Here is a 23324-nt window from a genome sequence, read left to right on the forward strand (position 1 = left end):
CCGCGCACCTCGGCACCTCGCCACGGTCGCAAATGGCTAAGAATGCCGCTTAACACCTTCTCCCGCGCCCCATGCTAGCGTTAAGCTTGCGGCCGGATGCGAGCGTCCCACGTGAAACAAAAGCGAATTCTGCTCATCATCGGCGGCGGTATCGCCGCTTACAAATGCCTCGATCTCGTTCGGCGCCTACGCGAAACGGGAATGACCGTGCGCGCCATCATGACGAAGGCCGCCACCCAGTTCATAACGCCGCTCTCGGTTGGCGCCCTCACCGGCGACCGCGTCTTCACGGACCTGTTCGACCTCAACGACGAGCACGAGATCGGCCACATTCGCCTGTCGCGCGAGGCCGACCTTCTCATCGTCGCCCCGGCAACCGCCGACCTCATCGCTAAGATGACAGGCGGTCATGCCGATGACCTGGCTTCCAGCGTACTGCTCGCAACCGACAAGCCCGTGCTCATCGCCCCGGCCATGAACCCGCGCATGTGGCTGCATCCGGCAACGCAGCGCAACGTCGCTCAACTGCGCGCTGATGGCATCCGTATCGTAGGACCCAACACCGGCGAGATGGCCGAACGCGATGAAAAAGGTCCAGGACGCCTCGCCGAGGTGCCCGAGATCATCGCCGCCGCCGCCGACATTCTCACCAATAGCGACACCCCATCAATCGCGCAGCTTCACGCCCACCCGCTTCAGGCCCGCCCGCTTCAAGGACGCCACGTGCTTGTCACCAGCGGCCCGACACATGAGCCCATCGATCCCGTGCGCTACATCGCCAATCGCTCATCCGGCAAACAAGGCCACGCCATCGCCCGCGCCGCGGCACAGCTGGGTGCCCGCGTAACCCTCGTCACTGGCCCTGTGACTATTGCCGATCCTCCTGGCGTCGAGGTCGTGCGCATAGAGACTGCGCAGGAGATGCAGCACGCCGTCGCCAGAACCCTGCCCGCGGACATCGCCATCTTTGCTGCCGCCGTCGCCGATTGGCGCACCGCTTCCGAAGCGCCTCAGAAACTCAAGAAGTCGGGCCAGAAGCCGAGCCTCGATCTCGTCGAGAACCCGGACATTCTCGCCAGCGTCGGCAATATGCGCACCGGACGCCCGCAGCTGGTCATCGGCTTTGCCGCCGAGACCAGCAACGTCTCTGCCGAAGCAAAGCGCAAGCGCAAAGCCAAGGGCGCCGACTGGATTGTTGCCAACGACGTGTCGCCCGACCGCGGCGTCTTTGGCGGCGAAGGCAACACCGTGCATCTCGTCACCGCCGAGGGCATCGAAGACTGGCCCACCATGAGCAAGGATGATGTGGCGCGCCGCCTCGTTCAGCGGGCCGCAGAGCAGCTCGCCAGCGGAGCTGCAGCAGCAGAATGATCGCCAAGACGCCGAAACCGAAAGCGACTTCCAAGACCAAGAAGGCCTCGCCGCAAACCAAGCGCCCGCCCACCCAAGTGCGTGTACAGCGCCTAGCGCATGCCGACGGCCTACCGCTACCCGCATACCAGACCGACGGCGCCGCCGGCCTCGACCTCGTTGCCGCGCTCGATGTCCAGCACCCGCTCGTTCTGGCGCCTGGCGCACGCGTGCTCGTACCCACCGGCCTCGTCATGGAGCTTCCGCGAGGCTACGAGGCTCAGGTGCGTCCGCGATCAGGGTTGGCGGTCAAGCACGGCATCACGGTACTGAACAGTCCGGGCACCATCGACAGCGACTATCGCGGCGAGGTGCAGGTGATCCTCATCAACCTCGGACAAGCGCCTTTTGAAGTACGTCGCGGCGAGCGCATCGCCCAACTCGTCATCAGCCCGGTGACGCACGCACAGTTCACTGCGGTTAACGCTGTATCCGCTACAGCGCGCGGAAAAGGCGGATTTGGCTCAACCGGCCAGGCGACCGCCAATAAGAACGGCGGCTTACACGAACGGGCCAAAAAACAGAAATCCATACCCAAGCCGCCCACCGCAGAAAAAAATGCGCGCGCAGCGCCGCCACGACATCGCAATCGTTGATCCCTTGTACGCCTTGACACCCAGCCGCTTTGTCTCAACGTGCCAGTTAAAGCGGCACATCTAGATCTTCCCCCGGAGGCTCAGCATTCCGGCTCGGAACCCATGATACGAGGCACCCCGTAATGAACGAGATTCCGCAGATCAAGACGCTCAGCTCCACGACGTCCTGGGGCCGCGGCCGCGTCTATGATTCAATCGCCGAAACCATCGGCCACACGCCGCTGGTACGTCTGTCGAAGCTGACCAAGGAAGAGAACGCGGTCGCCGACGTCCTTCTGAAGCTCGAGTTCTTCAACCCGCTGTCTTCGGTCAAAGATCGCATCGGCCTTGCCATGATCGACGCCCTGGAGGCTCAGGGCCGCATCTCGCCAGGCAAGACCGTGCTCGTCGAGCCGACCTCCGGCAACACCGGCATCGGCCTCGCATTCATCGCCGCAGCCCGCGGCTACCGGCTGATCCTCGTCATGCCCGAGACGATGTCGCTCGAGCGCCGCAAGATCCTGACGCACCTTGGAGCCGAGCTCGAGCTGACGCCAGGCCCTGGCGGCATGCCGGTAGCGGTCGAGCGCGCTGCTGAGCTTGCCAAGACAATTCCTGGCGCGGTCATCCCCGGCCAGTTCGACAACCCGGCCAACCCGCTGGTGCACGAGAAGACCACCGCCGAAGAGATCTGGAACGACACCAACGGCAATGTCGACGCGATCGTCGTTGGCGTCGGCACCGGCGGCACGCTCACCGGCGTCGCCCGCGCCTTGAAGCCGCGCAAGCCCGGCCTCAAGATCATCGCCGTCGAGCCATCGACCAGCCCGGTTCTTTCCGGCCAGCCGCGCGGCCCGCACAAGATCCAGGGCATCGGCGCCGGCTTCATTCCCTCGATCCTCGACACCGGCCTCATCGACGAGATCGTCACCGTGTCGAGCGAAAAGGCGTTCGAGACCTCGCGTCACCTCGCCAAGGTCGAGGGCATTCCCGGCGGTATCTCGACAGGTGCCAACGTGGCCGCGGCCCTCGAGGTGGCAAAGCGCCCCGAGTTCGCCGGCAAGACCATCGTTACGTTCGCGCCCTCCTCGGCCGAGCGCTATTATTCGAGCGACCTTTTCCTGGATCCCTCAAAGCCCGCCTGACGTCGGCGAGGAACGACCGAGCATTACGGGGCCGGGGATGCGCATCTCCCGGCCCTTTGTTCGTCCGCCCTATCGTAACTATTTTGGGAGATAGACCATCAGGAGCGCGGCCACGAGGCAGTGTCCCGTGACGCTTCAACGCCATATGCGATAACCTCTCCCCATGCAGGACAAGGCACCTATCAACGCCCCCGCACGACTGACAGCGCAGGAGATCGAGCGCTACAAGCGCCACCTCGTGCTCAAAGAGGTGGGCGGACCGGGCCAGCAGCGCCTCAAGGCCGCGCGCGTGCTGATCATCGGCGCCGGCGGCCTCGGCTCCCCGATCGCCCTTTACCTTGCGGCCGCGGGCATCGGCACCATTGGCATCATCGACGATGACCGCGTCTCACTGGACAACCTGCAACGCCAGATTGTTCACGACACACCCCACGTCGGCGAGCCCAAGGTCGACAGCGCCCGCGACAGCATTGCCCGCCTCAACCCGCACGTCTGCGTCGAGACCATCGAAGCGCGCCTGACGGCCGAAAACGCCGAGGACATCATCCAGCGCTACGACATCATCGCCGACGGCTCCGACAACATCGAAACGCGCTACCTCGTTTCCGACGCCTGCTACTTCGCCAAACGTACCCTCGTGTTCGGTGCTGTCGGGCCGTTCGACGGATACGTCTCGACATTCAAGCCGCACCTGAAGGACGAGAACGGCAACCCCTACCCCAGCTACCGCTGCCTGTTTCCGGAAGCGCCCCCCGCGGGCACGCTTGCCAACTGCGCCGAGGTCGGTGTTCTTGGCGCGGTGGTCGGCGTCATCGGAACCATCCAGGCAACCGAGACTCTAAAGGAAGCCCTCGGCATCGGGACGGGGCTCGCCGGACGGTTGCTGGTCTATGACGCCCTGTCCGCGCGCTTTGAGACCTTCACGGTTGGCTGGGATCCTGAGAATCCCCTGAGTGGCCTCAACCCCTCGATAACGGAACTAGCCGGGAGCGACGAAACACACCTCGACACGTGCAGCGTTAGGGGATAGCGCTCTGATGCTCATCGCTCGGGACATTCCTGTCGTGCTGCTCACAATCCTCGCTACCGTTCTGTTTCCGCTGCCTGGCTTCGGCGTCGACCCAGTCGTCGCACAGCAGCCCGACGCCCAGGAGTTGTCCGTCGGACCAGCAGCGCCAACCGAGCAACGGCCCGTTTACGGTGCCATTGCCTTCACGCCCGACGGCTCGTTCTTTTCTGTCTGGAAGATCTCCTCGCGCCTCGAAGCCGAGGAGAAAGTGCGCGAGGAATGCGCCACCTTGGGCCGTGGGGCATGCGAGGCTGTCAGCTTCCGCGGCGAGATCTGCACCGCGATTGCTACCGGTGAAATCCGTAAGCGCCGCAAGATCACGTACGCAGGCGGCGGATTGAGCCCTGACGGCGCCGAGCAGCTTGCTCTGAAGCGCTGCAACAGCGATCGCCGCGCCCGCGGTACCTGCCAGCTACGCACCACGGTTTGCGGCGACGGCCGCCTCGAAGCCGCCTCCCGCACGAACTAGTTTTTCCACTGACACCAGCCGATGAGCCTCACGCCCGCGCCGCCGTCCGGCGGCAAGGCGCCAAGGGCGCCCGGCGCGAGCGCCGGCTCTCACCCAGCGGCCCGCCAGCCGCACACAAAGCCTCTCTCAGCTCGTGTCAGCCCAAAAACCTTGTCAGTCTAGAACATCGCCGGGTGCACTCGGTCGGGCGGAGCGTGACCATCAAGGAACGTCTTGATGTTGATGATCACCTTCTCACCCATGTCGATGCGGCCTTCGATAGTGGCCGAGCTCATGTGCGGGAGCGCTACCACACGGTCGGAAGCCAGCAGCTTCGGATTGACCGCCGGTTCATGCTCGAAGACGTCGAGCCCAGCGCCTGCGATTGCCCCCGATTCGATCAGGCGCGCCAGCTCGTTTTCATCGATCACCTCGCCGCGGGAGGTATTGACGATGTAGGCGGACGGCTTCAGCAGGCGCAACCGGCGAGCCGACAGCAAATGGTACGTACCCGGCGTGTGCGGGCAGTTCACCGACAGGATGTCGACGCGGGACAGCATCTGGTCGAGGCTTTCCCAGTAAGTCGCCTCGACCTCTCGCTCCAGGTCGAGCGAGACGCGACGGCGATTATGGTAGTGGATCTGCAGACCGAACGCCTTGGCGCGACGCGCCACCGCCGAGCCGATCCGGCCCATGCCGACAATACCGAGGCGCTTGCCGTAAATGCGATGGCCCAGCATCCACGTCGGCGACCACCCACTCCACGTGTTCTTCTCATTCTTCAGGTAGTCGGCGCCTTCGACCAACCGGCGCGGCGTTGCGAGGATCAGCGCCATAGTCATGTCCGCCGTATCCTCGGTGAGTACGCCCGGCGTATTGGTGACCGTTATGCCCCGGTTGCGCGCCGTATCGAGGTCGATGTTGTCGACGCCGGTACCGAAGTTCGCGATCAGCCGAAGCTGCGGCCCTGCCTGCGAGATCACCGCCCGGTCGATGCGGTCTGTGACGGTCGGCACCAGAACATCGGCCACCTTCAGGGCTTCGGCGATCTGTGATTGCGTCAGCGGCGTATCGTCGACGTTAAGTCGCGCGTCGAACAGCTCGCGCATGCGCGTTTCGACAACGTCGGGCAGCTTGCGCGTAACAATGACGATGGGCTTTCGGGCGCTGGTCGGCATCGGGGTCCGCTGTAGCCTCTTGAATTTGCAGGGAGGGGGCCGGGGATCAAATTGGTTATCGTTAGGGTGGTCTAACAGAACGCCATTGCAATGACAAAGTGCCGGATTTTCTGTCCGCACCAATGGGTGCTAACTCATCGGTGCTGCGCGGTTGGGTTGCTGTGGCGCTACTAATTCTCCAGACATAACGACGAGGGCAATTTGAATGTGGGAAGCTGCGGCGCACAAAATGTATCGCACGACCTTCGCAGCCATATTGTTCCTTTCGGCGATCCCCGCAGCGACCGCCCAGCCGTCTGGAGTAGGCGCCACGGGGGGGAGTGGCTTGCCGATTCCCCGCTTTGTCAGCCTCAAATCCGACCGCGTCAACATGCGCAAGGGCCCGGGCACGGACTATCCGACCGCTTGGGTTTACCGCCGCGCCGGACTTCCCCTCGAGGTCATCAAGGAGTTCGAAGGCTGGCGCCAAGTCCGGGATGCGGATGGCGCAGCTGGCTGGGTTCTACAGTCGTTCCTGTCTGGCCGCCGCACCGCCCTCGTTCTGCCCTGGGAGATCAAGTCGGGAGCCCCCGCGCCCAAAGTGGCGCTGCGCGCTGATGACAGCGAGCGCTCCCGCCCGGTGGCGATGATCGAGGCAGGCGTCATCGCCAATCTGGCAAACTGCGACGGACGCTGGTGCCGCGTCAGTATCGACAGATTCCAGGGTTATATCGAGCAGAAGAAGCTCTGGGGCGTCTACCAGGGAGAGGTCGTAAACTAGCGCGACCCGCTCCCGCCGCCTCAGTCTTTGTCGGCCACTAGCCTTACCACCACGTCGATGTGCGTGATGCGCATCCCTTCGGGCGGCTCGGGCAGCCCGTCGACGCGGATGGCGTGCCCAGGAATATCTTTCAGCTCGCCCTCGTCCTCGACGAAAAAGTGATTGTGGTTCGAGGTGTTGGTGTCGAAGTAGGCCTTCGCACCGTTGATCGCCAACTCGCGCAGAAGCCCCGCCCTCTTGAACTGGTGCAGGGTATTGTAGACCGTCGCCAGCGACACGTGCTGACCTGCAGCAGTGGCCTCCGCATGCAGCGATTCCGCCGTCACATGGCGATCCTCGCCTTCGAACAACAGCGCGCCCAGCGCAAGCCGCTGCCGCGTCGGGCGCAGACCGGACTTGCGCAGGAGCTGGGCAACCCCGCGCGCGGGGCGGCTATCTTTTTGCGAGCCGTGGTTGTTATCGGTCATAGGCGTGCGCGTCACACCAAGTTGAAAAGCGTGCCCACCCCTCGGCCCCACAAATTGCAGACGCCGACGAGAACATGACACCGTCTGTACACTATATGCACGCCGCGTCCGCACCGCAACTGAGCCTCTCGGCGGGAACGCATCGTCCCCTGATAGCTCGCCACATACCCTTTTGAACACCAAATGACTGTGTTAGGAACCCCGAGCACATATCGCAAAGGGCCCTCAGGGGGCTGGAATTGAGCAAGGAAATCATGACGGAACGCCGCACGAGCTTCGATTTCGAGGATTTGCTCGCGTGCGGCCGCGGCGAGCTGTTCGGCCCCGGCAACGCCCAGTTGCCCCTGCCGCCCATGCTGATGTTCGATCGCATCTCGACCGTATCCGAGAATGGCGGCCAGCATGGCAAAGGGCAGATCGCCGCTGAGCTTAAGGTGGCCGGCAACGACCGTCTGGACTGGTTTTTCGACTGCCATTTCCAAGGCGATCCGGTGATGCCGGGCTGCCTCGGCCTCGATGCGCTATGGCAGATGACCGGCTTCTTCTTGGGCTGGCTCGGCGCCCCGGGACGCGGCCGCGCGCTCGGCGTGGGCGAGGTCAAGTTCACCGGCATGGTCCTTCCGACCGTCAAGCGGGTCGAGTACATCGTCGACATGAAGCGGGTGATCTTGCGCAAGCTCAAGCTCGCCATCGCCGACGGTGTCATGAAGGCGGACGGCGAGGTCATCTATACGGCGACCGACCTGCGTGTCGGCCTGTTCGAGACCGGCGAAACAGCTGCCGTCAGTCCTTGATCTTGATGGTATTTCGTGCTCGCTTCCGCCGGAGCCGAACAGCGAGAGAAGCCGATAGCTTCCGGTACAAGAGGATTGGCGGATGAGACGTGTTGTCGTCACGGGCATGGGCATTGTTTCCTCGATTGGAAACAACAGCCAGGAAGTGCTCGCTTCCCTACGCGAAGGGAAGTCCGGAATCGTCCGCGCTGACAAGTACGCAGAGCTTGGGTTCCGCTGCCAAGTTCACGGCGCGCCTAACATCGATTGGGAATCCCAGGTTCCGCGCAAGCCGCGCCGCTTCATGAGCGATGGCGTGGGCTGGAACTACGTCGCCATGGATCAGGCGATCCGCGATGCCGGCCTCGAGGAAAAGGACGTCATCAACGAGCGGACTGGCATCATCATGGGATCGGGCGGTCCCTCGACGCGCGCCATCGTCGCCGCAGCGGATGTGACGCGCGAAAAGGACCCCAAGAAGGTCGGCCCGTTCGAGGTTCCCAAAGCGATGTGCTCCGGCCCTTCGGCCGCGCTCGCCACGAGCTTCCAGATCAAGGGCGTCAACTACTCCATCGCCTCAGCCTGCTCCACTTCCGCACACTGCATCGGCAACGCCACCGAGCTGATCCAGTGGGGCAAGCAGGACGTGATGTTCGCAGGCGGCTGCGAGGAACTCGACTGGACACTATCCGTGCTGTTCGACGCCATGGGCGCCATGTCGTCGAAGTACAACGACACGCCGGCCAAAGCCTCCCGCGCCTACGACAAGAACCGTGATGGCTTCGTCATCGCCGGCGGCGCCGGTGTTGTGGTCCTGGAAGAGTACGAGCACGCCAAGGCGCGCGGCGCACGCATTTACGGTGAGGTCGTCGGCTACGGCGCAACTTCCGACGGCTACGACATGGTCGCTCCGTCCGGCGAAGGCGCGGCGCGCTGCATGCAGCTCGCGCTTCGCGGCTTCGACGGCAACGGCATCGGCGGCAAGATCGACTACATCAACCCACACGGCACCGGCACACCGATCGGCGACCTGCGCGAGATCGAAGCCATCCGCAAGGTGTTCAACGGCGACGTGCCGAAGATCTCGGCCACCAAGTCGCTGACCGGTCATTCGCTGGGCGCCGTCGGCGTCCAGGAGGCGATCTTCTCGCTGCTGATGATGAACAATGGTTTCATCTGCGAGAGCGCGAATATTGAGGAAATCGACCCCGAGTTGGCCGATGTGCCGATCGTGCGCGAGCGCCTTGATAACGTTAGCCTTAATTGCGTGATGTCGAACAGTTTCGGGTTCGGCGGTACTAATGCCACGCTCGTTTTTCGCCGCGTGACCGGCTAAAAGAGCCCGATTGCGGCCCGATAGAAGCTTGTTAAGCCGGGAACAGCGCGCCTCGCGCCGATCGGCTGACTAGACGCTTGAGGGCCGCCCGGCTCACCGCACATTAGGAACGACAGGAACACCCATGACTGAAATCGACCTCGCAAAGCCGGGTCCGATGCTGGCAGGAAAACGCGGGCTCATCATGGGCGTCGCCAACGAGCGATCCATCGCCTGGGGTATCGCCCGCATCGCCGCCGGCCAGGGCGCCGAGCTGGCTTTCACCTATCAGGACGGCGCATTCGGCCGCCGCGCGCTGCCGCTGGCGCAGAACCTCGGTGCCAAGATCATCGAGCCCTGCAACGTGCTCGACCTCGACAGCGTCGATCGCGTCTTCGAGCGCATCAAGAATGAATGGGGCACCCTCGACTTCGTGGTCCACGCGCTCGCCTTCTCCGATCCGCGCGAGCTGTCCGGCCGCTACGTCAACACCACGCGCGAGAACTTCACCAACACCATGGTGATCTCCTGTTTCTCCTTCACCGAGGTATCGAAGCGCGCCGCAGCCCTGATGCCCAACGGGGGCTCGCTGCTCACGCTGAGCTACGGCGGCGCCACCAAGTCCGTGCCGTCCTACAACGTCATGGGCGTGGCCAAGGCCGCGCTTGAAGCCTCTGTGCGTTATCTCGCTGCTGACCTCGGACCGCAGAACATCCGCGTCAACGCGCTCTCCGCTGGCCCCATGCGCACGCTCTCCGGCGCTGGCGTGTCCGACGCACGCGTGATCTTCAACTTCCAGAAAGAGAACGCCCCGCTCCGCCGCACGCCCACGCTGAACGAGGTCGGCGGCTCTGCGCTGTACCTGCTCTCGGATATGTCGGGCGCAGTGACGGGCGAAGTGCACTTCGTCGATTGCGGTTACTCGACCGTCGCCATGCCGAGCCTCGATACGTTGAAGCAGCTGGATGCCGACGCGTCGCACCGCTCGCCTCCGGCGGCCGCGGAATGATCGCGATCGCGTGACCTTTTCTGGCGGGCTGTGATGCCCGCCAGCCCCTCAAATCGAGGCATCTTGACGATCTGACGATGCCGGCTCACACACGCGCATGATCGGCGTCTTCGATTCAGGTCTCGGGGGACTGACGGTGCTTCGCGCACTCGTCGACCGCTTCCCCGACAAATCGTTCCTCTACCTGGGGGACCATGCCAACGTCCCGTACGGCAACCGGCCGTCGGACGAGGTCATCGATTTGACGCGCGCCAGCACCGAGGCGCTCTTTTCTCAGGGCTGCAAGCTCGTCCTGCTCGGCTGCAACACGGCAACCGCCGTCGCCGCGCGTCACCTGCAGCAGAACTGGCTCCCGCAAAGCAAGTGGCGCGGCCACAACGTGCTCGGCATCGTTGCGCCGACCGTCGAAGCCGCTACCCAAACGCCCTGGGCAGTTTCAGCGCCGCAGTACCCGCAGAAGTACAACACCGACGTCGTCGGCGTGTTCGGTACCACGCGCACCATTGCCTCCGGCGTCTACCCCGAGGAGATCCGCAAGCGCTGCCCACGTGTCACAGTCGTGCAGCAGGTGTGCGCAGGTCTGGCCGGCGCCATCGAGCACGAGGCCCCAGAAGCCGAGCTTGAGCGCCTTGTCGTCGAAGGCGTCGAAGGCCTCCTCGCGCAGACCAACGGCCTGCCGCCGCACCGCGCCATCCTCGGCTGCACGCACTTCCCGCTGGTGGAGCATCTGTTCCGCCGACACCTGCCGCCGTTCACGCGCATCCTCTCGCAGCCCGAGGTCGTCGCCGATAGCCTGGAAGACTATCTCGCACGCCACGCGCATTACACAGCTGGAGATGCTGGCGGATCACTTACGCTGCTGACGACAGCCGCCAACCCGGCCGACATCAGCGCAAGAGCCCGCGTCTTCTGGCCCGAAGTAGCCCCCTTCACCCTCTCCGCCGCCTGAGCCATCTTCAAACGCGCAGCGGGCCTCGACTGCCGCGCAAAACGGCAAGGCGCCAAGGGCCCCCGCGCCAAATGGCGCGGCCATAAACGCGCTCGACCTTCGTCGCAGACAAAGCCTGCCTCAGCGTGTGTCAGATCACTCTTCAGCGCTCGGCGCGCGCAAAAACTTCCATCAGCTCGGCCACCTTTTGACGCTGCTCATTGGCGTCCCCGCTGGTGATGGCATGCTCGACGCAGTGCGCCACGTGATCCCGCAGCACCTCTTCCTCGACCCGTCGCAGCGCCGCCCTCACAGCCGACAGCTGCGTGAGAATGTCGATGCAGTAACGGTCCTCGGTCACCATGCGCGAAATCCCGCGCACTTGGCCCTCTATGCGGCCAAGGCGCTTCAGGCATGAATCTTTTGCTGGCTGTCGCATGCTTGACCTATACCCCCATGGGGTATACATGGTCAACTACCTGCCAGGCCGTGTGGAACCGCGAACATGTCCGATCACCGCCATGACACCCCCGACCACAAAGACTGCTGCGGAGGACGCCCACCGGCCGCTCTAGAACCGGCCTCGGGTATGGCCAAAGACCCCGTCTGCGGCATGGACGTCGACCCGCACACCGCAAAGTTCCGCGCCGATCACGGCGGCCGCACGTACTACTTCTGCGCCGCAGGCTGCCGCACGAAGTTCATCGCCAATCCGCTCAAATACCTGAACAAGGACGACCAGCCGCTCGAGCCGGTTCCCGAGGGCACGATCTACACTTGCCCGATGCATCCCGAGATCCGCCAGGTTGGTCCCGGCTCGTGCCCCATCTGCGGCATGGCACTCGAACCCGAGCTGGTGACCGCCGAGCAGCCGCCCAACCACGAGCTGATCGATTTCAGCCGCCGCTTCTGGATCGGTCTCGCGCTCGCACTTCCCGTGTTCCTCCTGGAGATGGGCAGCCATCTGTTCGGCCTGCATCATCTCATCGCGCCGAGCGTCTCCAACTGGATCCAACTCGTCCTCGCGACCCCTGTGGTGCTCTGGGCCGGCTGGCCGTTCTTCGAGCGCGGCTGGCAATCCGTCGTCACGCGCAACCTCAATATGTTCACGCTCATCGCCATGGGCACAGGCGTCGCCTGGATCTACAGCGTGATCGCCACCATCGCGCCGCAGATTTTCCCGCCAGCCTTCCAACAGGCCGACGGCTCGGTTGCCGTCTATTTCGAGGCGGCGGCCGTCATCACCGTGCTGGTGCTGCTCGGCCAGCTGTTGGAGCTGCGCGCCCGCGAGCAGACCTCTGGCGCGATCCGCGCGCTGCTCGACCTCGCTCCGAAGAACGCACGCCGCGTGAAGGAGGACGGCTCAGACGAGGACGTCTCCCTCGATGAGGTCAGCGTTGGCGACAAGCTGCGCGTGCGCCCGGGCGAGAAGGTGCCCGTCGACGGCGTCGTTCTGGAAGGCCGTTCATCGCTCGATGAATCGATGGTCACCGGCGAGTCGATGCCCGTGACGAAAGAAACCGGAGCCGAGGTGATCGCCGGCACGCTCAACCAGTCCGGCTCGTTTGTCATGCGCGCCGACAAGGTCGGTCGCGACACTCTGCTATCGCAGATCGTGCAGATGGTGGCGCAAGCGCAGCGCTCGCGTGCGCCGATCCAGCGGCTTGCCGACCAGGTGGCCGGTTGGTTCGTGCCGCTTGTGATCGCCGCCGCGATAATCGCATTCTTTGCGTGGGCAACGTTCGGCCCCGAGCCGCGCCTCGCCTACGGTCTCGTCGCCGCCGTCACCGTGCTCATCATCGCCTGCCCGTGCGCCCTTGGTCTCGCCACGCCGATGTCGATCATGGTCGGCGTAGGCCGTGGCGCCCACGCCGGCGTGCTGATCAAGAATGCTGAAGCTCTGGAGCGGCTGGAAAAAGTCGACACCCTCGTCGTCGACAAAACCGGAACACTCACCGAAGGCAAACCGAAGATCGTCGCCGTCGTCCCGGCTGATGGATTCGATGAGGACACGGTCCTCAAGTTTGCCGCCAGCGTCGAGGTCGCCAGCGAGCATCCGCTTGCCGCGGCCATCGTCGCCGCCGCAAAGGAGCGGGATATCGGGCTCTCCCGCGTTATGGGCTTCGACTCTCCGACCGGCAAGGGCGCGATAGGCATGGTCGAACGCAAGCGCGTCGTCATCGGTAACGCCCGCTTCCTCACCGAGCTGGGCATCGAGACCAGCCCGCTTGAAGCTGCGGCCGAAGAGTTGCGCGCCGACGGCGCCACCTCGATCTTCATCGCCATCAACGGCACACCTGCCGGCGTCATTGCCATAGCCGATCCCGTCAAGCAGACCACCGCAGCAGCACTCGACGCCCTTCGCGCCGACGGCATTCGCGTGGTCATGCTGACCGGCGACAACCGCACCACGGCCGACGCCATCGCCCGCCGCCTGGGCATCACCGATGTGGAAGCCGAAGTGCTCCCCGATCAGAAGAGCGCCGTCGTCGACAAACTGAAAAGCGAAGGCCGCATCGTCGCCATGGCCGGCGACGGCGTAAACGATGCGCCCGCCCTTGCAGCGGCCGATGTCGGCATCGCCATGGGCACCGGCACCGATGTTGCTATCGAGAGCGCCGGCATCACCCTGCTCAAAGGCGATCTGCAAGGCATCGTCCGTGCGCGCCGCCTGTCCGAAGCGGTGATGAGCAACATCCGCCAGAACCTGTTCTTCGCATTTATCTATAACGCGGCCGGCGTGCCGATTGCGGCAGGCGTGCTCTACCCGGCGTTCGGCATTCTTTTGTCGCCGATCATGGCCGCCGCCGCGATGTCGCTGTCATCTGTCAGCGTCATCACCAACGCCCTGCGCCTGCGCCACGCGAAGCTGGACTGACCATACTCGCCAGTCTTCAGCGAGGCGTGCATTGCACGCCTCGCTCAGGGCCCAAAGGGCCCCGGGCCTAAGGCCCGGCCATCCACTCGCGCGACAGCCGCCGCACACAAAGCTTCCCTCAGCCCGTGTCAGCACCAGGAGCTTACTGGCTCGGCATCGTGTTGAAGCGAGCCTTCTGCTCATCGCTCAGCGAGTCATAGAACCCGGTGAGAGCAGGACGGATCTCGTTCATCGCCGTCACCGTCGCTTTCAGCCGCTTGTCCATCGCGTCGAGACGCGCCGTCGTTGATGACGGAATGTCGGACGGGCAAGTGCCCTGCAGCATCGCGGCGGCCTTTGCCGAAACATCGTCCAAATGATCAAGCGCTTCCTTCTGCTTGTCATCCGGATCGACCGTCGCGATGATCTCCTGCGTCGGCACGTTGACGAATTCCTGGTTCTGCGTCGAGCACAGCTTCGCCGGCTGATCGGCCTTGTCGCCACCCAGCGCATCGAGCTTGGCGCGCTGATCGGCTGACAGCGATCCGTCGAACTTGGCGAGCGGCATCTTCACCAGATCGAGCCCCTGCACCATCGCGTCGAGACGCTTCTGCAGCGCATCGAGACGGCCAACCGGCGTAAGCGGCGGAGAGTTGGGGCAGGACGCCTTGAGCAGGCTCTCGGCCTTGTTCGATGCCGATTCGAGCGCTTTCAGGTCCGCGAGCTGATCACCATGCGGATCGACACTAGCTTTGATCTTGTCGACCGGCAGACCACTTACGCCCGGAGCAAAACCGGCACAGGTTGCCATTTCCGGGTTCTGGCTGTCGTCCTGCGTAACTGGCGTAGAGGCAGCGGCCGACGATTGGTCGTTGCTGTCGCCGCCCGAAGATCCGGAGCTGTAGACGTCCTGATGCGATTCACGCGCATAGACGTAGTTGTTGTCCGACTGCGTCCACGCGGTTGCACCATAACCGCCCGACGGCCAGGCGTAAGCGCCGTACGGCCAGAACAGACCGCCCATGATGTAATCGACGCCGTAATCCCAGAACGGCGCGCTGCCCGCTGAAGGCCACCACGCGAACGACCACATATCGCCCCAGGCAAACGGCCAGAACACGCCGCCGGCCCAGCCCCAGCGGCAGTTGTAGCAGTTGAAGTTGCGAGCGTTCCAATTGTTGTTCCAGAACGCGTTGTGGTTCCAGTGTCCGGCGTTCACCGGCTGGTGCCAGTTGTTCCAGTTGTGAGCGAGGTCGTCACGGCGGTCATCGCGCCGGTCGTCTCTGCGGTCATCGCGGCGATCATCGGCGCGCTGGTCGTCGTGGTGGTCATCGGCCGGGTGATCATCGGCGCGGTGGTCGTCGGCGTGGCGATCATCATTGCGACGATCGTCTGCGCGGTCGCGATCCTCCTGGTACTCGGGCTCCCGGTGATCCTCGGCCCGCGGTGCGCGCATCTCCTCCTGGTGGAACTCAGGGCGGAAATCGCGACCACCACCGAAGTCCCGCATGCCGCCACCAAAGTCGCGCATGCCACCGAAGTGGCCGCCACCAAAACCGCCACCGAAATGCCCGCCGCCACCGCGCGCTTCCGCGTCCGTGACCAGTGCGAGTGCGCCAAGCGAAGCGGTTGCGGCCAGCGCAAGAGCCGTGCTGCGGATCATGAATTCCCTCCAGGGAGCTGATGCATTGGCGCCGGCCTGCCCGCCGGCGTCTGAATGCTGGATATCCCGGAAGGTATGACGAGAGCCTCATGAGCGCGGAGCGACCTTGGCCTAGCGCAAACAAAGGCTTCCGCGTCTCGTTCCAGTTGTCACGATCGCCGCAACCACTCGTCAGGAGTTGGTGATAGGACGTTTTTTGCCCCCAACCTGGCGTTTAGGCCCGGTACGTCGTCATGCCACTAGTGAACAAGGCCGCGCATCACGATATGACGCTCCCCAACGGCCGCGCGCGCCGCTATTGATCCGTTCAGCTGCGGAGCCAGGAGTAACGATGCTTCCCGACGTCACCGCGACGACCATCACCGTGCCGCCCGAATGGGCGCTGCTGAAGGCCATTTGGACCGCCTGGCCGGCCAACGCCGATGAGTGGAACGGCGACCTCGAGACCCCACGCCGCGACGTCGCCGCCCTGGTGCATGCACTGGCCGAGGCGAACACGGTCCGGCTGCTGGTCAACGGCCCGGAGGCCGAGGCCTCTGCTCGCGCAGCCCTCGGCGGCGAGGCCGAATTCGTGCAGGCCCGCTACGGCGATATCTGGCTGCGCGACACCGGCCCCATCTTCGCTCGCACCCACCTCGGGCCCGTCGCGCTGCGCTTCGCAACCAACAGCTGGGGCGGCAAGTACGATCTGCCCGATGACGCCACTGTCGGAGACGATGTGGCGGCGCTCGCCGATGCCCCCGTCCGCCGCTTCCCCTTTGTGCTCGAAGGCGGCGCCGTCGACCATGATGGCGAGGGCACCGTCCTCACCACGCGCCAGACGCTGCTCAATCCGAACCGCAACGGTTGGACCAAGGAGCAGGCAGAAGCGGCCCTCGCCGAAGCATTTGGCGCGCGCAAGGTCATCTGGATCGACGAAGGCCTGAAGAACGACCACACCGACGGACATATCGACAATATCGCCCGCTTCGTCGGCCCTGGCCGCGTGGTTTGTCAGGCGCCGGCCGGCGAGGATGATCCGAACGCCGAGACGCTCAACGCCATCGCCGCGACGCTCGAAGCGGCAACGGACGCGACTGGACGCAAGCTGCAGGTGACGCGCATTCCAGGCGTCGGCCTCTACCGTAACGCGCTCGGCGAGGTATCGCCCGCGTCACACATGAACTTCATCATCGCCAACAGTCTTGTCATCGTCCCCGTTTATGGGACGCCGACGCAGGACGCTGCGATCGCCGCGCTGCAGCAGGTGTTCCCCGATCACAAGGTCATCGGCGTGCCGTCGAAGGGCCTGCTCGGCTGCGGCACCGCTGGCGGCGGATCGTTCCACTGCATCACCCAGCAGGAGCCGCGCTAGATGTCGAACCGCACGCTCACCGTCGCCGGCATCCAGACCTGGTATGGCCACGACCTGCGCGACAACATCGCCCGCACGGAAGCCTTCGTGCGCGAAGCCGCTAAAGAGGGGGCTCAAGTAGTTCTGCCCTCCGAGCTGTTCCAGGGTATCTACTTCTGCACTCGCCAGGACCCGAAGTGGTTCACCTCCGCATTCCCGGTGGGCGAGCATCCGTGCGTGCTCGCGCTGCAGAAGCTCGCCGCCGAACTCGAGATCGTCATTCCGATCTCGTTCTTCGAGAAGGACGGCCCGCGCTACTACAATTCCATCGCCATCGCCGACACCGATGGCGCGATCCTCGGGGTCTACCGCAAGAGCCACATTCCCGACGGCCCCGGCTATCAGGAGAAATACTACTTCCGGCCTGGCGACACCGGCTTCAAGACGTGGAAGACGAGGCCCGCACACATCGGCGTCGGTATCTGCTGGGACCAGTGGTTCCCCGAGTGCGCACGCGCGATGGCTGTCGCCGGCGCCGAGGTGCTGTTCTACCCCACCGCCATCGGATCGGAGCCCTACGACAAGAGCCTTGACACGCACTTGCAGTGGCAGCGTGCCATGCAGGGGCACGCCGTCTCCAACGCTGTCCCCATTGTCGCTGCCAACCGCATCGGCCTGGAGGAAAACGACGGCGCGCAGCAGCGCTTCTACGGCCACTCGTTCATCGCCGATCACCGCGGCGAGATCGTACAGTCGCTCGGTGCACACGAGGAAGGCGTGCTCGTGCATACCTTCGACCTCGATGAAATCGAGAGCTACCGCGCCGATTGGGGCTTCTTCCGCGACCGCCGCACCGACCTCTACGCCAAGAGCATCATCTGACCGGACGCAGGTCCGGCCAGATAAAGTTAGGCCTTCGGCATCCGCTGACCGATCGCGATCAGGCGCGCGGCACGCTCCGCAGCGTCCTGCAAATACTGGCGCGACTTTTTGATCGCCACCTCGAGCGGCATCGCGTTCGGCGTCGCTGTCTCGAGACCATCGATCCCGTGCTCAAACACGCCGCCGGCATCGTCTGCGAGGCCACCGCCGATCGCGACGACCGGAACGCCATGCTTGCGGGCCGCTGCAGCGACCCCGGACGGCGTCTTGCCGAATGCTGTCTGGAAGTCGACCCGGCCCTCGCCCGTCACGGCCAGGAATGCCCCTTGCATCTGATCTTCGAGGCGCGTCGCCGCAACGACGAGTTCGACACCGCGCTTCAATTCGGCGTTCGTGAAAGCCATCAGTCCGGCACCGATGCCCCCGCCAGCGCCAGCGCCCGGGCGATCGATGACATCAGCACCGATGCTGCGTTTGATGACGTGCGCAAAGTGAGCAAGGTTCTTATCGAGCTGCTCTACCATCTCCGGCGTCGCACCCTTTTGCGGGCCATAGACCCGCGAGGCACCCTTCTCGCCGCACAGCGGATTGGTAACGTCGCACGCGACGCTGATATGAACCTTCGCCAGCCCAGGATTGACGGCCGACATATCCACCGCCTGCACCTTGTCCAGGTGTCCGCCCGCGATGAGGTCGGGGATCAGCGCCCCGCCGAAATTGAGGAAACGCACGCCAAGCGCCTGCGCCAGACCGGCGCCGGCATCGTTGGTTGCCGAACCGCCGATGCCCAGAATGATCTCGGTCACGCCACGGTTGATGGCATCGGCGATCAGCTCGCCCGTGCCGAACGTCGTGGCAACCAACGGATTGCGCTGTTCTTTGGGCACCAGTGGCAGGCCGGAAGCCTCTGCCATCTCGATCACCGCGGTGCGGCCGTCGCCCAATAGGCCATACGACGCGAGCACCCGCGCCCCCATCGGCCCTGATACCTCGACCTTGACGATCTGCCCGCCAGTCGCATCGACCAGCGATTGCACAGTGCCCTCGCCGCCATCGGCCATCGGCACCTTCACGTATGTGGCGTCCGGCCAGACCCTTTTGAGGCCCGTCTCGATCTCAGTCGCCACTTCTAGGGAGGTGAGGTTTTCTTTGAACGAGTCGGGAGCGATAACGATCTTCATTGAGCACTTCTTCTCACGGACGCTTGCGCGCCAACGGCTAATCGGCGTCAGGATACGGGGAAAGCATGCACTGTGTCGCGTGCTTGATTAAAGTTGCTTTCTTTGCCGAGGGTGGCCCGAAAGCCATCACTGAGTATGGTTAAAGATGCCCGAGCATTCGTACGCAAGTCCGCTCTTGGGAACCCCGGGCCCGCCTGCCCCTGCGGCCACTTTTTTTACGTTGCCTACCAGATACTTGCACTCCAGAGCAACCGTAGCGACCGTAACGGCCTGATGGCTCGGTGCAGCAACGGGCATCGGCCTTCGTGAAGTGGTACCGCGCCTTCGTGACCGCCCGGTGGTCCACGGGGGCAACTCGGCATGGCAACATCGTGTGGCGGACCTACTCGTTATCGAAAGGACCAGCGTGAGCACCTTCACCGTACGTCGTGGCCATCGCTACCGCGCCGAGATCTCTCTCGGCGTGCTCGAAAGCCTGGCAGGCAACGAAGCGGTCGCCGCTCGATTGCGAGATGCAGGATTTGCCGATGTCAGCGTTGCGGGAGCCGGACGAAAACGCATCGCTGAAGGCCTCTGGCCAAACGCCGATGCAAGCGCCGCGCTGCCCCACCAGATAACGGCCGTAACAGAAATTGAAGCCGCCTAGTTCCGGGTCAAAATGGCAATAACTGCACTCACATCTGCCTAATCCGCAGGCGTTCGCCCGCGCCTGCACGACCTGCAGCGAGGAAAATCAGGTTCCCCGAATCACACTGGTAAACGTCCGCGCGCCCCGCAAAGAAGATGCGAGCTACAACAGACAATCAGTGGACTGAGTCTATTCAATTGAGGGGCTTGCTTTGCTTGACTGAGCTGGCAGAATGCCTGGCCTGATCAGGAAGCTTGGTTGGGTTCTCGAAAAAAAGTTGCTGGCGACGATCCCATCAGTCGACCGACGCCACGGTCGCTCGTACCGGAGCTGGTGAGAAGGGTTTAGGGGAAATGCAGCTGGACGAATGTCGCGCCCGGGTCATTCTCGAGGCTACGCATGCAGCCTGGAGCAATGGGGACATCGAGGGCGTCACTCGCCACTTCTGCGATGATCTCACCTATTTCTGCAACACAGGCGGCCCTGACGGCGGCCCCCTCACAATCACCGGCAAGGTAGCCTACCGCGAAACGCTACGGCAAATTCTCGAGGTCGCCGAGAGCGTCTCAGTGTCCGAGTACTTCCGCTTTCAAGACGGCATCGGACGCGCCAAGATCGAGTGCTACATCCGTCACAAGACGACCCGTCACACCCTGGTTGGCTCGTATCGTCAGCTTATCACTTACCGCGACGACAAGATTGAGCGTTTGGAAGAGTTCCATGACGCAGCCAAGATGATCGCCTTCTGGCGCATGATCTCTGGCGAAGCGGCAATCGAGAAGGCCCTGCTGGCCGAGTGACGCAGCGAGTCTGAGCCACGCCGGCTCGGACCGCCTACCAGCGACGCCACCGCCACCACCAATTGCGATGCCCCCGCCAGCGGCGCCAGCCTGCTTGTTCGACCATCATCGCCTTATGCGCGTTGGAGCCGGGGACAGCGCTGAACCCACTGACCGGAGCAGCCCGGGTCGGCGTTCCTGCTACGGCAGACATCACCAACAACGCCGCCAAGCCGGGCAAAAAAACATAACGCGACATGAACACACTCTCCATCACCACTGATGGAGAGCATATCCCAGCCACACCAATCGCCACTTAGTGCGCTCGCAGAAAATTGCTTCAAACGCTCCCCATCGGGGGACGCGTAGAGCTTGCCGCAAAAAAAGAGGTGCCCGCCGATCGCTCGGCAGCGGCACCCCAGAATTGACCACGCGGCCCCGGGAATGGGAATTCTTGGGAAGGGCCTTCCTCCTAGGGAAAGGGATAGTGGCTGCCGAGAATGTGCTCCAACTCCCGCCTGGAAGACTTGACCTTGATCAACAGCCTGCAAGGCCGACGCTCGGACGCAGCCGAGAATTTGCAGCAGATCAAGAAAGAGACGCCAATAGCCTGAACGCCACTAGTACCCTTCAATTGGCAAAAAGGCCGCCGATGTAATCGGCGGCCTCTGTTGCTATCAGCTTATCCAGCTTCGCGATCCCGGCGCGGCGGGCGCCGGTCTCGGCCGCCGCCACCACCTTCGCGGTCACGACGCGGCGGGCGCGTCGCCGACATTTCCGGCTCCGGCTCGTCGCCCTCTGCACGCGGAATCTCCTGGCCCGTCGTCTGATCGACGATCTTCATCGACAGACGCGTCTTGCCGCGCTCGTCGAAGCCCAGAAGCTTCACGTAGACTTCCTGGCCCTCTTTCACGACCTCGCCGACCGTCGCCGGACGACCCGGCGCGAGCTGTGAGATGTGCACGAGGCCGTCCTTGGCGCCGAAGAAGTTCACGAACGCACCGAAGTCCATGATCTTCACGACCTTACCCTTGTAGATCGTGCCGATTTCCGGCTCCGAAGCGATCTCCTTGATCCGCTTCAGCGCCGCTTCGATCGACTCGCGCTTGGCGGCCGCGACGCGCACGGTGCCATCGTCCTCGATGTCGATCTTCGCACCGCTCTCGGCAACGATCTCGCGGATCACCGAGCCGCCCGAGCCGATCACTTCGCGGATCTTGTCGGTCGGGATCTTGATCGTCTCGATGCGCGGAGCGTGCTCGCCGAGCTCGGTACGCGTAGAGCTCAACGCCTTCGACATCTCGCCGAGGATGTGCATGCGGCCTTCGCGCGCCTGATCGAGCGCAACACGCATGATCTCTTCGGTGATGCCCGTGATCTTGATGTCCATCTGCAGCGACGTGACGCCCTGGTCGGTGCCGGCCACCTTGAAGTCCATGTCGCCGAGGTGATCTTCATCGCCCAGGATGTCCGACAGAACGGCGAAGCTCTCGCCTTCCTTGATCAGACCCATGGCGATGCCTGCCACCGGCGACTTGATCGGCACGCCGGCATCCATAAGGGCCAGCGAGGTGCCGCACACCGTCGCCATCGACGACGAGCCGTTCGACTCGGTGATCTCCGACACGACGCGGATCGTGTAGGGGAAGTCTTCCTGGCCCGGCATCACTGGACGAATCGCGCGCCACGCCAGCTTGCCGTGGCCGATCTCGCGACGGCCCGGCGAGCCCATGCGGCCCGTCTCACCCACCGAGTACGGCGGGAAGTTGTAATGCAGCAGGAAGCGCTCTTTGCGGGTGCCTTCCAGCGCATCGACGAACTGCTCGTCTTCGCCGGTGCCCAGCGTTGCAACGACCAGGGCCTGCGTCTCACCGCGCGTGAACAGCGCCGAGCCGTGCGTACGCGGCAGCACGTGCACGTCGGAGACGATCGGACGAACCGTCTTCAGATCGCGGCCGTCGATACGGCGACCCGTCTTGACGATGTCGCCACGCACGATCTCGCTTTCCAGCGCCTTGAACGTGTCCGACAGCAGCACCTGCTCGCTCGGATCGTCCGGAATCTCGATTCCGGCCTTCACCTTCGCCTTGGCCTCAGCCTTCAGCTCATAACGCTTCTGCTTCTCCTTGGTGGAGAAAGCGGCGCGCAAGTCGGCCTCAGCCAGCTCGCGAACCTTCGCAGCATACTTCTGCGCATCGGGGATCTGGATGTCCCACGGCTCCTTGGCGGCCTTCTCGGCAAGCTTGATGATCGCCTGTATGACCGGCTGGAAATGGTTGTGGCCGAACATTACGGCCTCCAGCATCTGCGTCTCGGGAAGCTCCTTAGCCTCCGACTCGACCATCATCACGGCGTCCGTGGTGCCGGCGACGACGAGGTCTAGCGTCGATTCCGCCATCTCGTCGACCATCGGGTTGAGCACGAACTCGCCGCCGATGAGACCGACGCGTGCAGCGCCGATCGGACCAAGGAACGGCAGCCCCGACAGTGTCAGCGCGGCCGAAGCGGCCACCAGCGACAGGATGTCGGGATCATTCTCCATGTCGTGCGAGAGCACGGTGACGACGACCTGCGTCTCGTTCTTGAAGCCCTCGACGAACAGCGGGCGGATCGGGCGGTCGATCAGACGCGACGTCAGCGTCTCCTTCTCGGTCGGACGCCCTTCGCGCTTGAAATAGCCGCCGGGGATCTTGCCCGCGGCATACGTCTTTTCCTGGTAGTTGACGGTCAACGGGAAGAAATCGATGCCGGGCTTCGGCGACTTGGCGCCGACGACGGTCGCCAGCACGCTGGTCTCGCCATACTGGGCATAAACGGCAGCATCCGCCTGACGGGCAAGGCGCCCGGTCTCGAGCGTCAGCTTACGGCCGCCCCAGTCAATTTCAACACGATGGATATCGAACATGTGCGTTCTTTCTCTCTCT

Annotated in this window: 21 protein-coding genes; 15 read left to right on the top strand and 6 right to left on the bottom strand. The window is 63.8% G+C overall.

The features are described 5' to 3' along the window. Positions 1-96: 96 nt before the first annotated feature. The 5 genes from coaBC (at position 97) to ACP15D_RS10600 (ending at position 4668) form a co-directional block, all read left to right on the top strand. Entirely contained in the window at positions 97-1371 is a 1275-nt protein-coding gene (gene coaBC, locus ACP15D_RS10580) for a bifunctional phosphopantothenoylcysteine decarboxylase/phosphopantothenate--cysteine ligase CoaBC (RefSeq protein ID WP_424957465.1), read from the top strand. A 77-nt stretch (positions 1372-1448) separates the two neighbouring features. Beyond that, complete coding sequence (gene dut, locus ACP15D_RS10585) at positions 1449-2006, top strand: dUTP diphosphatase (RefSeq protein ID WP_424959215.1); 558 nt, start codon at positions 1449-1451, stop codon at positions 2004-2006. 122 nt (positions 2007-2128) lie between these two features. Continuing rightward, complete coding sequence (cysK, locus tag ACP15D_RS10590; protein ID WP_424957466.1) at positions 2129-3130, top strand: cysteine synthase A; 1002 nt, start codon at positions 2129-2131, stop codon at positions 3128-3130. A gap of 163 nt (positions 3131-3293) precedes the next feature. Next, complete coding sequence (locus ACP15D_RS10595) at positions 3294-4160, top strand: HesA/MoeB/ThiF family protein (RefSeq protein WP_424957467.1); 867 nt, start codon at positions 3294-3296, stop codon at positions 4158-4160. A 7-nt stretch (positions 4161-4167) separates the two neighbouring features. Next, positions 4168-4668 (top strand): DUF4189 domain-containing protein, encoded by a 501-nt coding sequence (locus tag ACP15D_RS10600; protein ID WP_424957468.1) that lies wholly within the window; start codon positions 4168-4170, stop codon positions 4666-4668. Between the two features lie 158 nt (positions 4669-4826). On the opposite strand, the gene ACP15D_RS10605 is transcribed toward ACP15D_RS10600, so the two are convergent. After that, entirely contained in the window at positions 4827-5825 is a 999-nt protein-coding gene (locus tag ACP15D_RS10605) for a 2-hydroxyacid dehydrogenase (RefSeq protein WP_424957469.1), read from the bottom strand. Between the two features lie 229 nt (positions 5826-6054). Between ACP15D_RS10605 and ACP15D_RS10610 the strand changes: the two genes are divergently transcribed. Beyond that, positions 6055-6585 carry an SH3 domain-containing protein gene (locus ACP15D_RS10610; RefSeq protein ID WP_424957470.1) on the top strand — a complete coding sequence of 177 codons (531 nt, stop codon included), beginning with the start codon at positions 6055-6057 and terminating at the stop codon, positions 6583-6585. Positions 6586-6605: 20 nt separating this feature from the next. Here the strand turns inward: ACP15D_RS10610 and irrA are convergent, their stop codons facing one another. Then, positions 6606-7052: an iron response transcriptional regulator IrrA gene (irrA, locus tag ACP15D_RS10615; RefSeq protein ID WP_424957471.1), complete on the bottom strand. Its 447-nt coding sequence runs from the start codon at positions 7050-7052 to the stop codon at positions 6606-6608. A 254-nt stretch (positions 7053-7306) separates the two neighbouring features. Here irrA and fabA point away from each other — a divergent pair, with 254 nt between their 5' ends. The 4 genes from fabA (at position 7307) to ACP15D_RS10635 (ending at position 11098) form a co-directional block, all read left to right on the top strand. Next, positions 7307-7846: a 3-hydroxyacyl-[acyl-carrier-protein] dehydratase FabA gene (gene fabA / locus ACP15D_RS10620; protein ID WP_424959217.1), complete on the top strand. Its 540-nt coding sequence runs from the start codon at positions 7307-7309 to the stop codon at positions 7844-7846. Between the two features lie 82 nt (positions 7847-7928). Then, positions 7929-9161, top strand: a complete 1233-nt coding sequence (gene fabB, locus ACP15D_RS10625) for a beta-ketoacyl-ACP synthase I (RefSeq protein WP_424957472.1) — start codon at positions 7929-7931, stop codon at positions 9159-9161. Positions 9162-9285: 124 nt separating this feature from the next. Then, a complete protein-coding gene (gene fabI / locus ACP15D_RS10630) occupies positions 9286-10149 on the top strand; it encodes an enoyl-ACP reductase FabI (RefSeq protein ID WP_424957473.1) in 864 nt (287 codons plus the stop codon). A 97-nt stretch (positions 10150-10246) separates the two neighbouring features. Continuing rightward, positions 10247-11098 (top strand): glutamate racemase, encoded by an 852-nt coding sequence (locus tag ACP15D_RS10635; RefSeq protein WP_424957474.1) that lies wholly within the window; start codon positions 10247-10249, stop codon positions 11096-11098. Between the two features lie 142 nt (positions 11099-11240). Here ACP15D_RS10635 and ACP15D_RS10640 read toward each other — a convergent pair whose 3' ends face one another. Continuing rightward, positions 11241-11516 (bottom strand): metal-sensitive transcriptional regulator, encoded by a 276-nt coding sequence (locus ACP15D_RS10640; RefSeq protein WP_424957475.1) that lies wholly within the window; start codon positions 11514-11516, stop codon positions 11241-11243. Positions 11517-11582: 66 nt separating this feature from the next. Here ACP15D_RS10640 and ACP15D_RS10645 point away from each other — a divergent pair, with 66 nt between their 5' ends. Continuing rightward, positions 11583-13955 (top strand): heavy metal translocating P-type ATPase, encoded by a 2373-nt coding sequence (locus ACP15D_RS10645; protein WP_424957476.1) that lies wholly within the window; start codon positions 11583-11585, stop codon positions 13953-13955. 142 nt (positions 13956-14097) lie between these two features. Here the strand turns inward: ACP15D_RS10645 and ACP15D_RS10650 are convergent, their stop codons facing one another. Further along, the gene (locus tag ACP15D_RS10650; protein WP_424957477.1) at positions 14098-15597 is read right to left on the bottom strand and encodes a Spy/CpxP family protein refolding chaperone; all 1500 of its coding nucleotides are present in this window, start codon (positions 15595-15597) and stop codon (positions 14098-14100) included. A 331-nt stretch (positions 15598-15928) separates the two neighbouring features. On the opposite strand from ACP15D_RS10650, the gene ACP15D_RS10655 reads away from it, so the two are divergent. Both ACP15D_RS10655 and aguB read left to right on the top strand, forming a co-directional pair. Further along, positions 15929-16951: an agmatine deiminase family protein gene (locus ACP15D_RS10655; RefSeq protein WP_424957478.1), complete on the top strand. Its 1023-nt coding sequence runs from the start codon at positions 15929-15931 to the stop codon at positions 16949-16951. Further along, a complete protein-coding gene (aguB, locus tag ACP15D_RS10660; RefSeq protein WP_424957479.1) occupies positions 16952-17812 on the top strand; it encodes an N-carbamoylputrescine amidase in 861 nt (286 codons plus the stop codon). A 26-nt stretch (positions 17813-17838) separates the two neighbouring features. On the opposite strand, the gene ACP15D_RS10665 is transcribed toward aguB, so the two are convergent. Continuing rightward, entirely contained in the window at positions 17839-18993 is a 1155-nt protein-coding gene (locus tag ACP15D_RS10665; protein ID WP_424957480.1) for a glycerate kinase, read from the bottom strand. Positions 18994-19399: 406 nt separating this feature from the next. Between ACP15D_RS10665 and ACP15D_RS10670 the strand changes: the two genes are divergently transcribed. Together ACP15D_RS10670 and ACP15D_RS10675 are read left to right on the top strand one after the other, a co-directional pair. Next, a complete protein-coding gene (locus ACP15D_RS10670) occupies positions 19400-19639 on the top strand; it encodes a hypothetical protein (RefSeq protein WP_424957481.1) in 240 nt (79 codons plus the stop codon). A 335-nt stretch (positions 19640-19974) separates the two neighbouring features. Further along, on the top strand, positions 19975-20421 hold the full coding sequence (locus ACP15D_RS10675; RefSeq protein ID WP_424957482.1) for a nuclear transport factor 2 family protein: 447 nt from the start codon (positions 19975-19977) through the stop codon (positions 20419-20421). A 661-nt stretch (positions 20422-21082) separates the two neighbouring features. On the opposite strand, the gene pnp is transcribed toward ACP15D_RS10675, so the two are convergent. Then, positions 21083-23305: a polyribonucleotide nucleotidyltransferase gene (gene pnp, locus ACP15D_RS10680; RefSeq protein WP_424957483.1), complete on the bottom strand. Its 2223-nt coding sequence runs from the start codon at positions 23303-23305 to the stop codon at positions 21083-21085. Positions 23306-23324 lie beyond the last annotated feature (19 nt).

Origin of the sequence: Hyphomicrobium sp. 1Nfss2.1 (assembly GCF_965243865.1) — a bacterium.
Classification (GTDB): Bacteria; Pseudomonadota; Alphaproteobacteria; order Rhizobiales; family Hyphomicrobiaceae; genus Hyphomicrobium_A.

Coding starts and splice junctions, on each gene's coding strand:
- coaBC (WP_424957465.1), top strand. CDS start 97: ATGCGAGCGTCCCACGTGAAACAAAAGCGAATTCTGCTCATCATCGGC.
- cysK (WP_424957466.1), top strand. CDS start 2,129: ATGAACGAGATTCCGCAGATCAAGACGCTCAGCTCCACGACGTCCTGG.
- ACP15D_RS10595 (WP_424957467.1), top strand. CDS start 3,294: ATGCAGGACAAGGCACCTATCAACGCCCCCGCACGACTGACAGCGCAG.
- ACP15D_RS10600 (WP_424957468.1), top strand. CDS start 4,168: ATGCTCATCGCTCGGGACATTCCTGTCGTGCTGCTCACAATCCTCGCT.
- ACP15D_RS10605 (WP_424957469.1), bottom strand. CDS start 5,825: ATGCCGACCAGCGCCCGAAAGCCCATCGTCATTGTTACGCGCAAGCTG.
- ACP15D_RS10610 (WP_424957470.1), top strand. CDS start 6,055: ATGTATCGCACGACCTTCGCAGCCATATTGTTCCTTTCGGCGATCCCC.
- irrA (WP_424957471.1), bottom strand. CDS start 7,052: ATGACCGATAACAACCACGGCTCGCAAAAAGATAGCCGCCCCGCGCGC.
- fabA (WP_424959217.1), top strand. CDS start 7,307: ATGACGGAACGCCGCACGAGCTTCGATTTCGAGGATTTGCTCGCGTGC.
- fabB (WP_424957472.1), top strand. CDS start 7,929: ATGAGACGTGTTGTCGTCACGGGCATGGGCATTGTTTCCTCGATTGGA.
- fabI (WP_424957473.1), top strand. CDS start 9,286: ATGACTGAAATCGACCTCGCAAAGCCGGGTCCGATGCTGGCAGGAAAA.
- ACP15D_RS10635 (WP_424957474.1), top strand. CDS start 10,247: ATGATCGGCGTCTTCGATTCAGGTCTCGGGGGACTGACGGTGCTTCGC.
- ACP15D_RS10640 (WP_424957475.1), bottom strand. CDS start 11,516: ATGCGACAGCCAGCAAAAGATTCATGCCTGAAGCGCCTTGGCCGCATA.
- ACP15D_RS10645 (WP_424957476.1), top strand. CDS start 11,583: ATGTCCGATCACCGCCATGACACCCCCGACCACAAAGACTGCTGCGGA.
- ACP15D_RS10650 (WP_424957477.1), bottom strand. CDS start 15,597: ATGATCCGCAGCACGGCTCTTGCGCTGGCCGCAACCGCTTCGCTTGGC.
- ACP15D_RS10655 (WP_424957478.1), top strand. CDS start 15,929: ATGCTTCCCGACGTCACCGCGACGACCATCACCGTGCCGCCCGAATGG.
- aguB (WP_424957479.1), top strand. CDS start 16,952: ATGTCGAACCGCACGCTCACCGTCGCCGGCATCCAGACCTGGTATGGC.
- ACP15D_RS10665 (WP_424957480.1), bottom strand. CDS start 18,993: ATGAAGATCGTTATCGCTCCCGACTCGTTCAAAGAAAACCTCACCTCC.
- ACP15D_RS10675 (WP_424957482.1), top strand. CDS start 19,975: ATGCAGCTGGACGAATGTCGCGCCCGGGTCATTCTCGAGGCTACGCAT.
- pnp (WP_424957483.1), bottom strand. CDS start 23,305: ATGTTCGATATCCATCGTGTTGAAATTGACTGGGGCGGCCGTAAGCTG.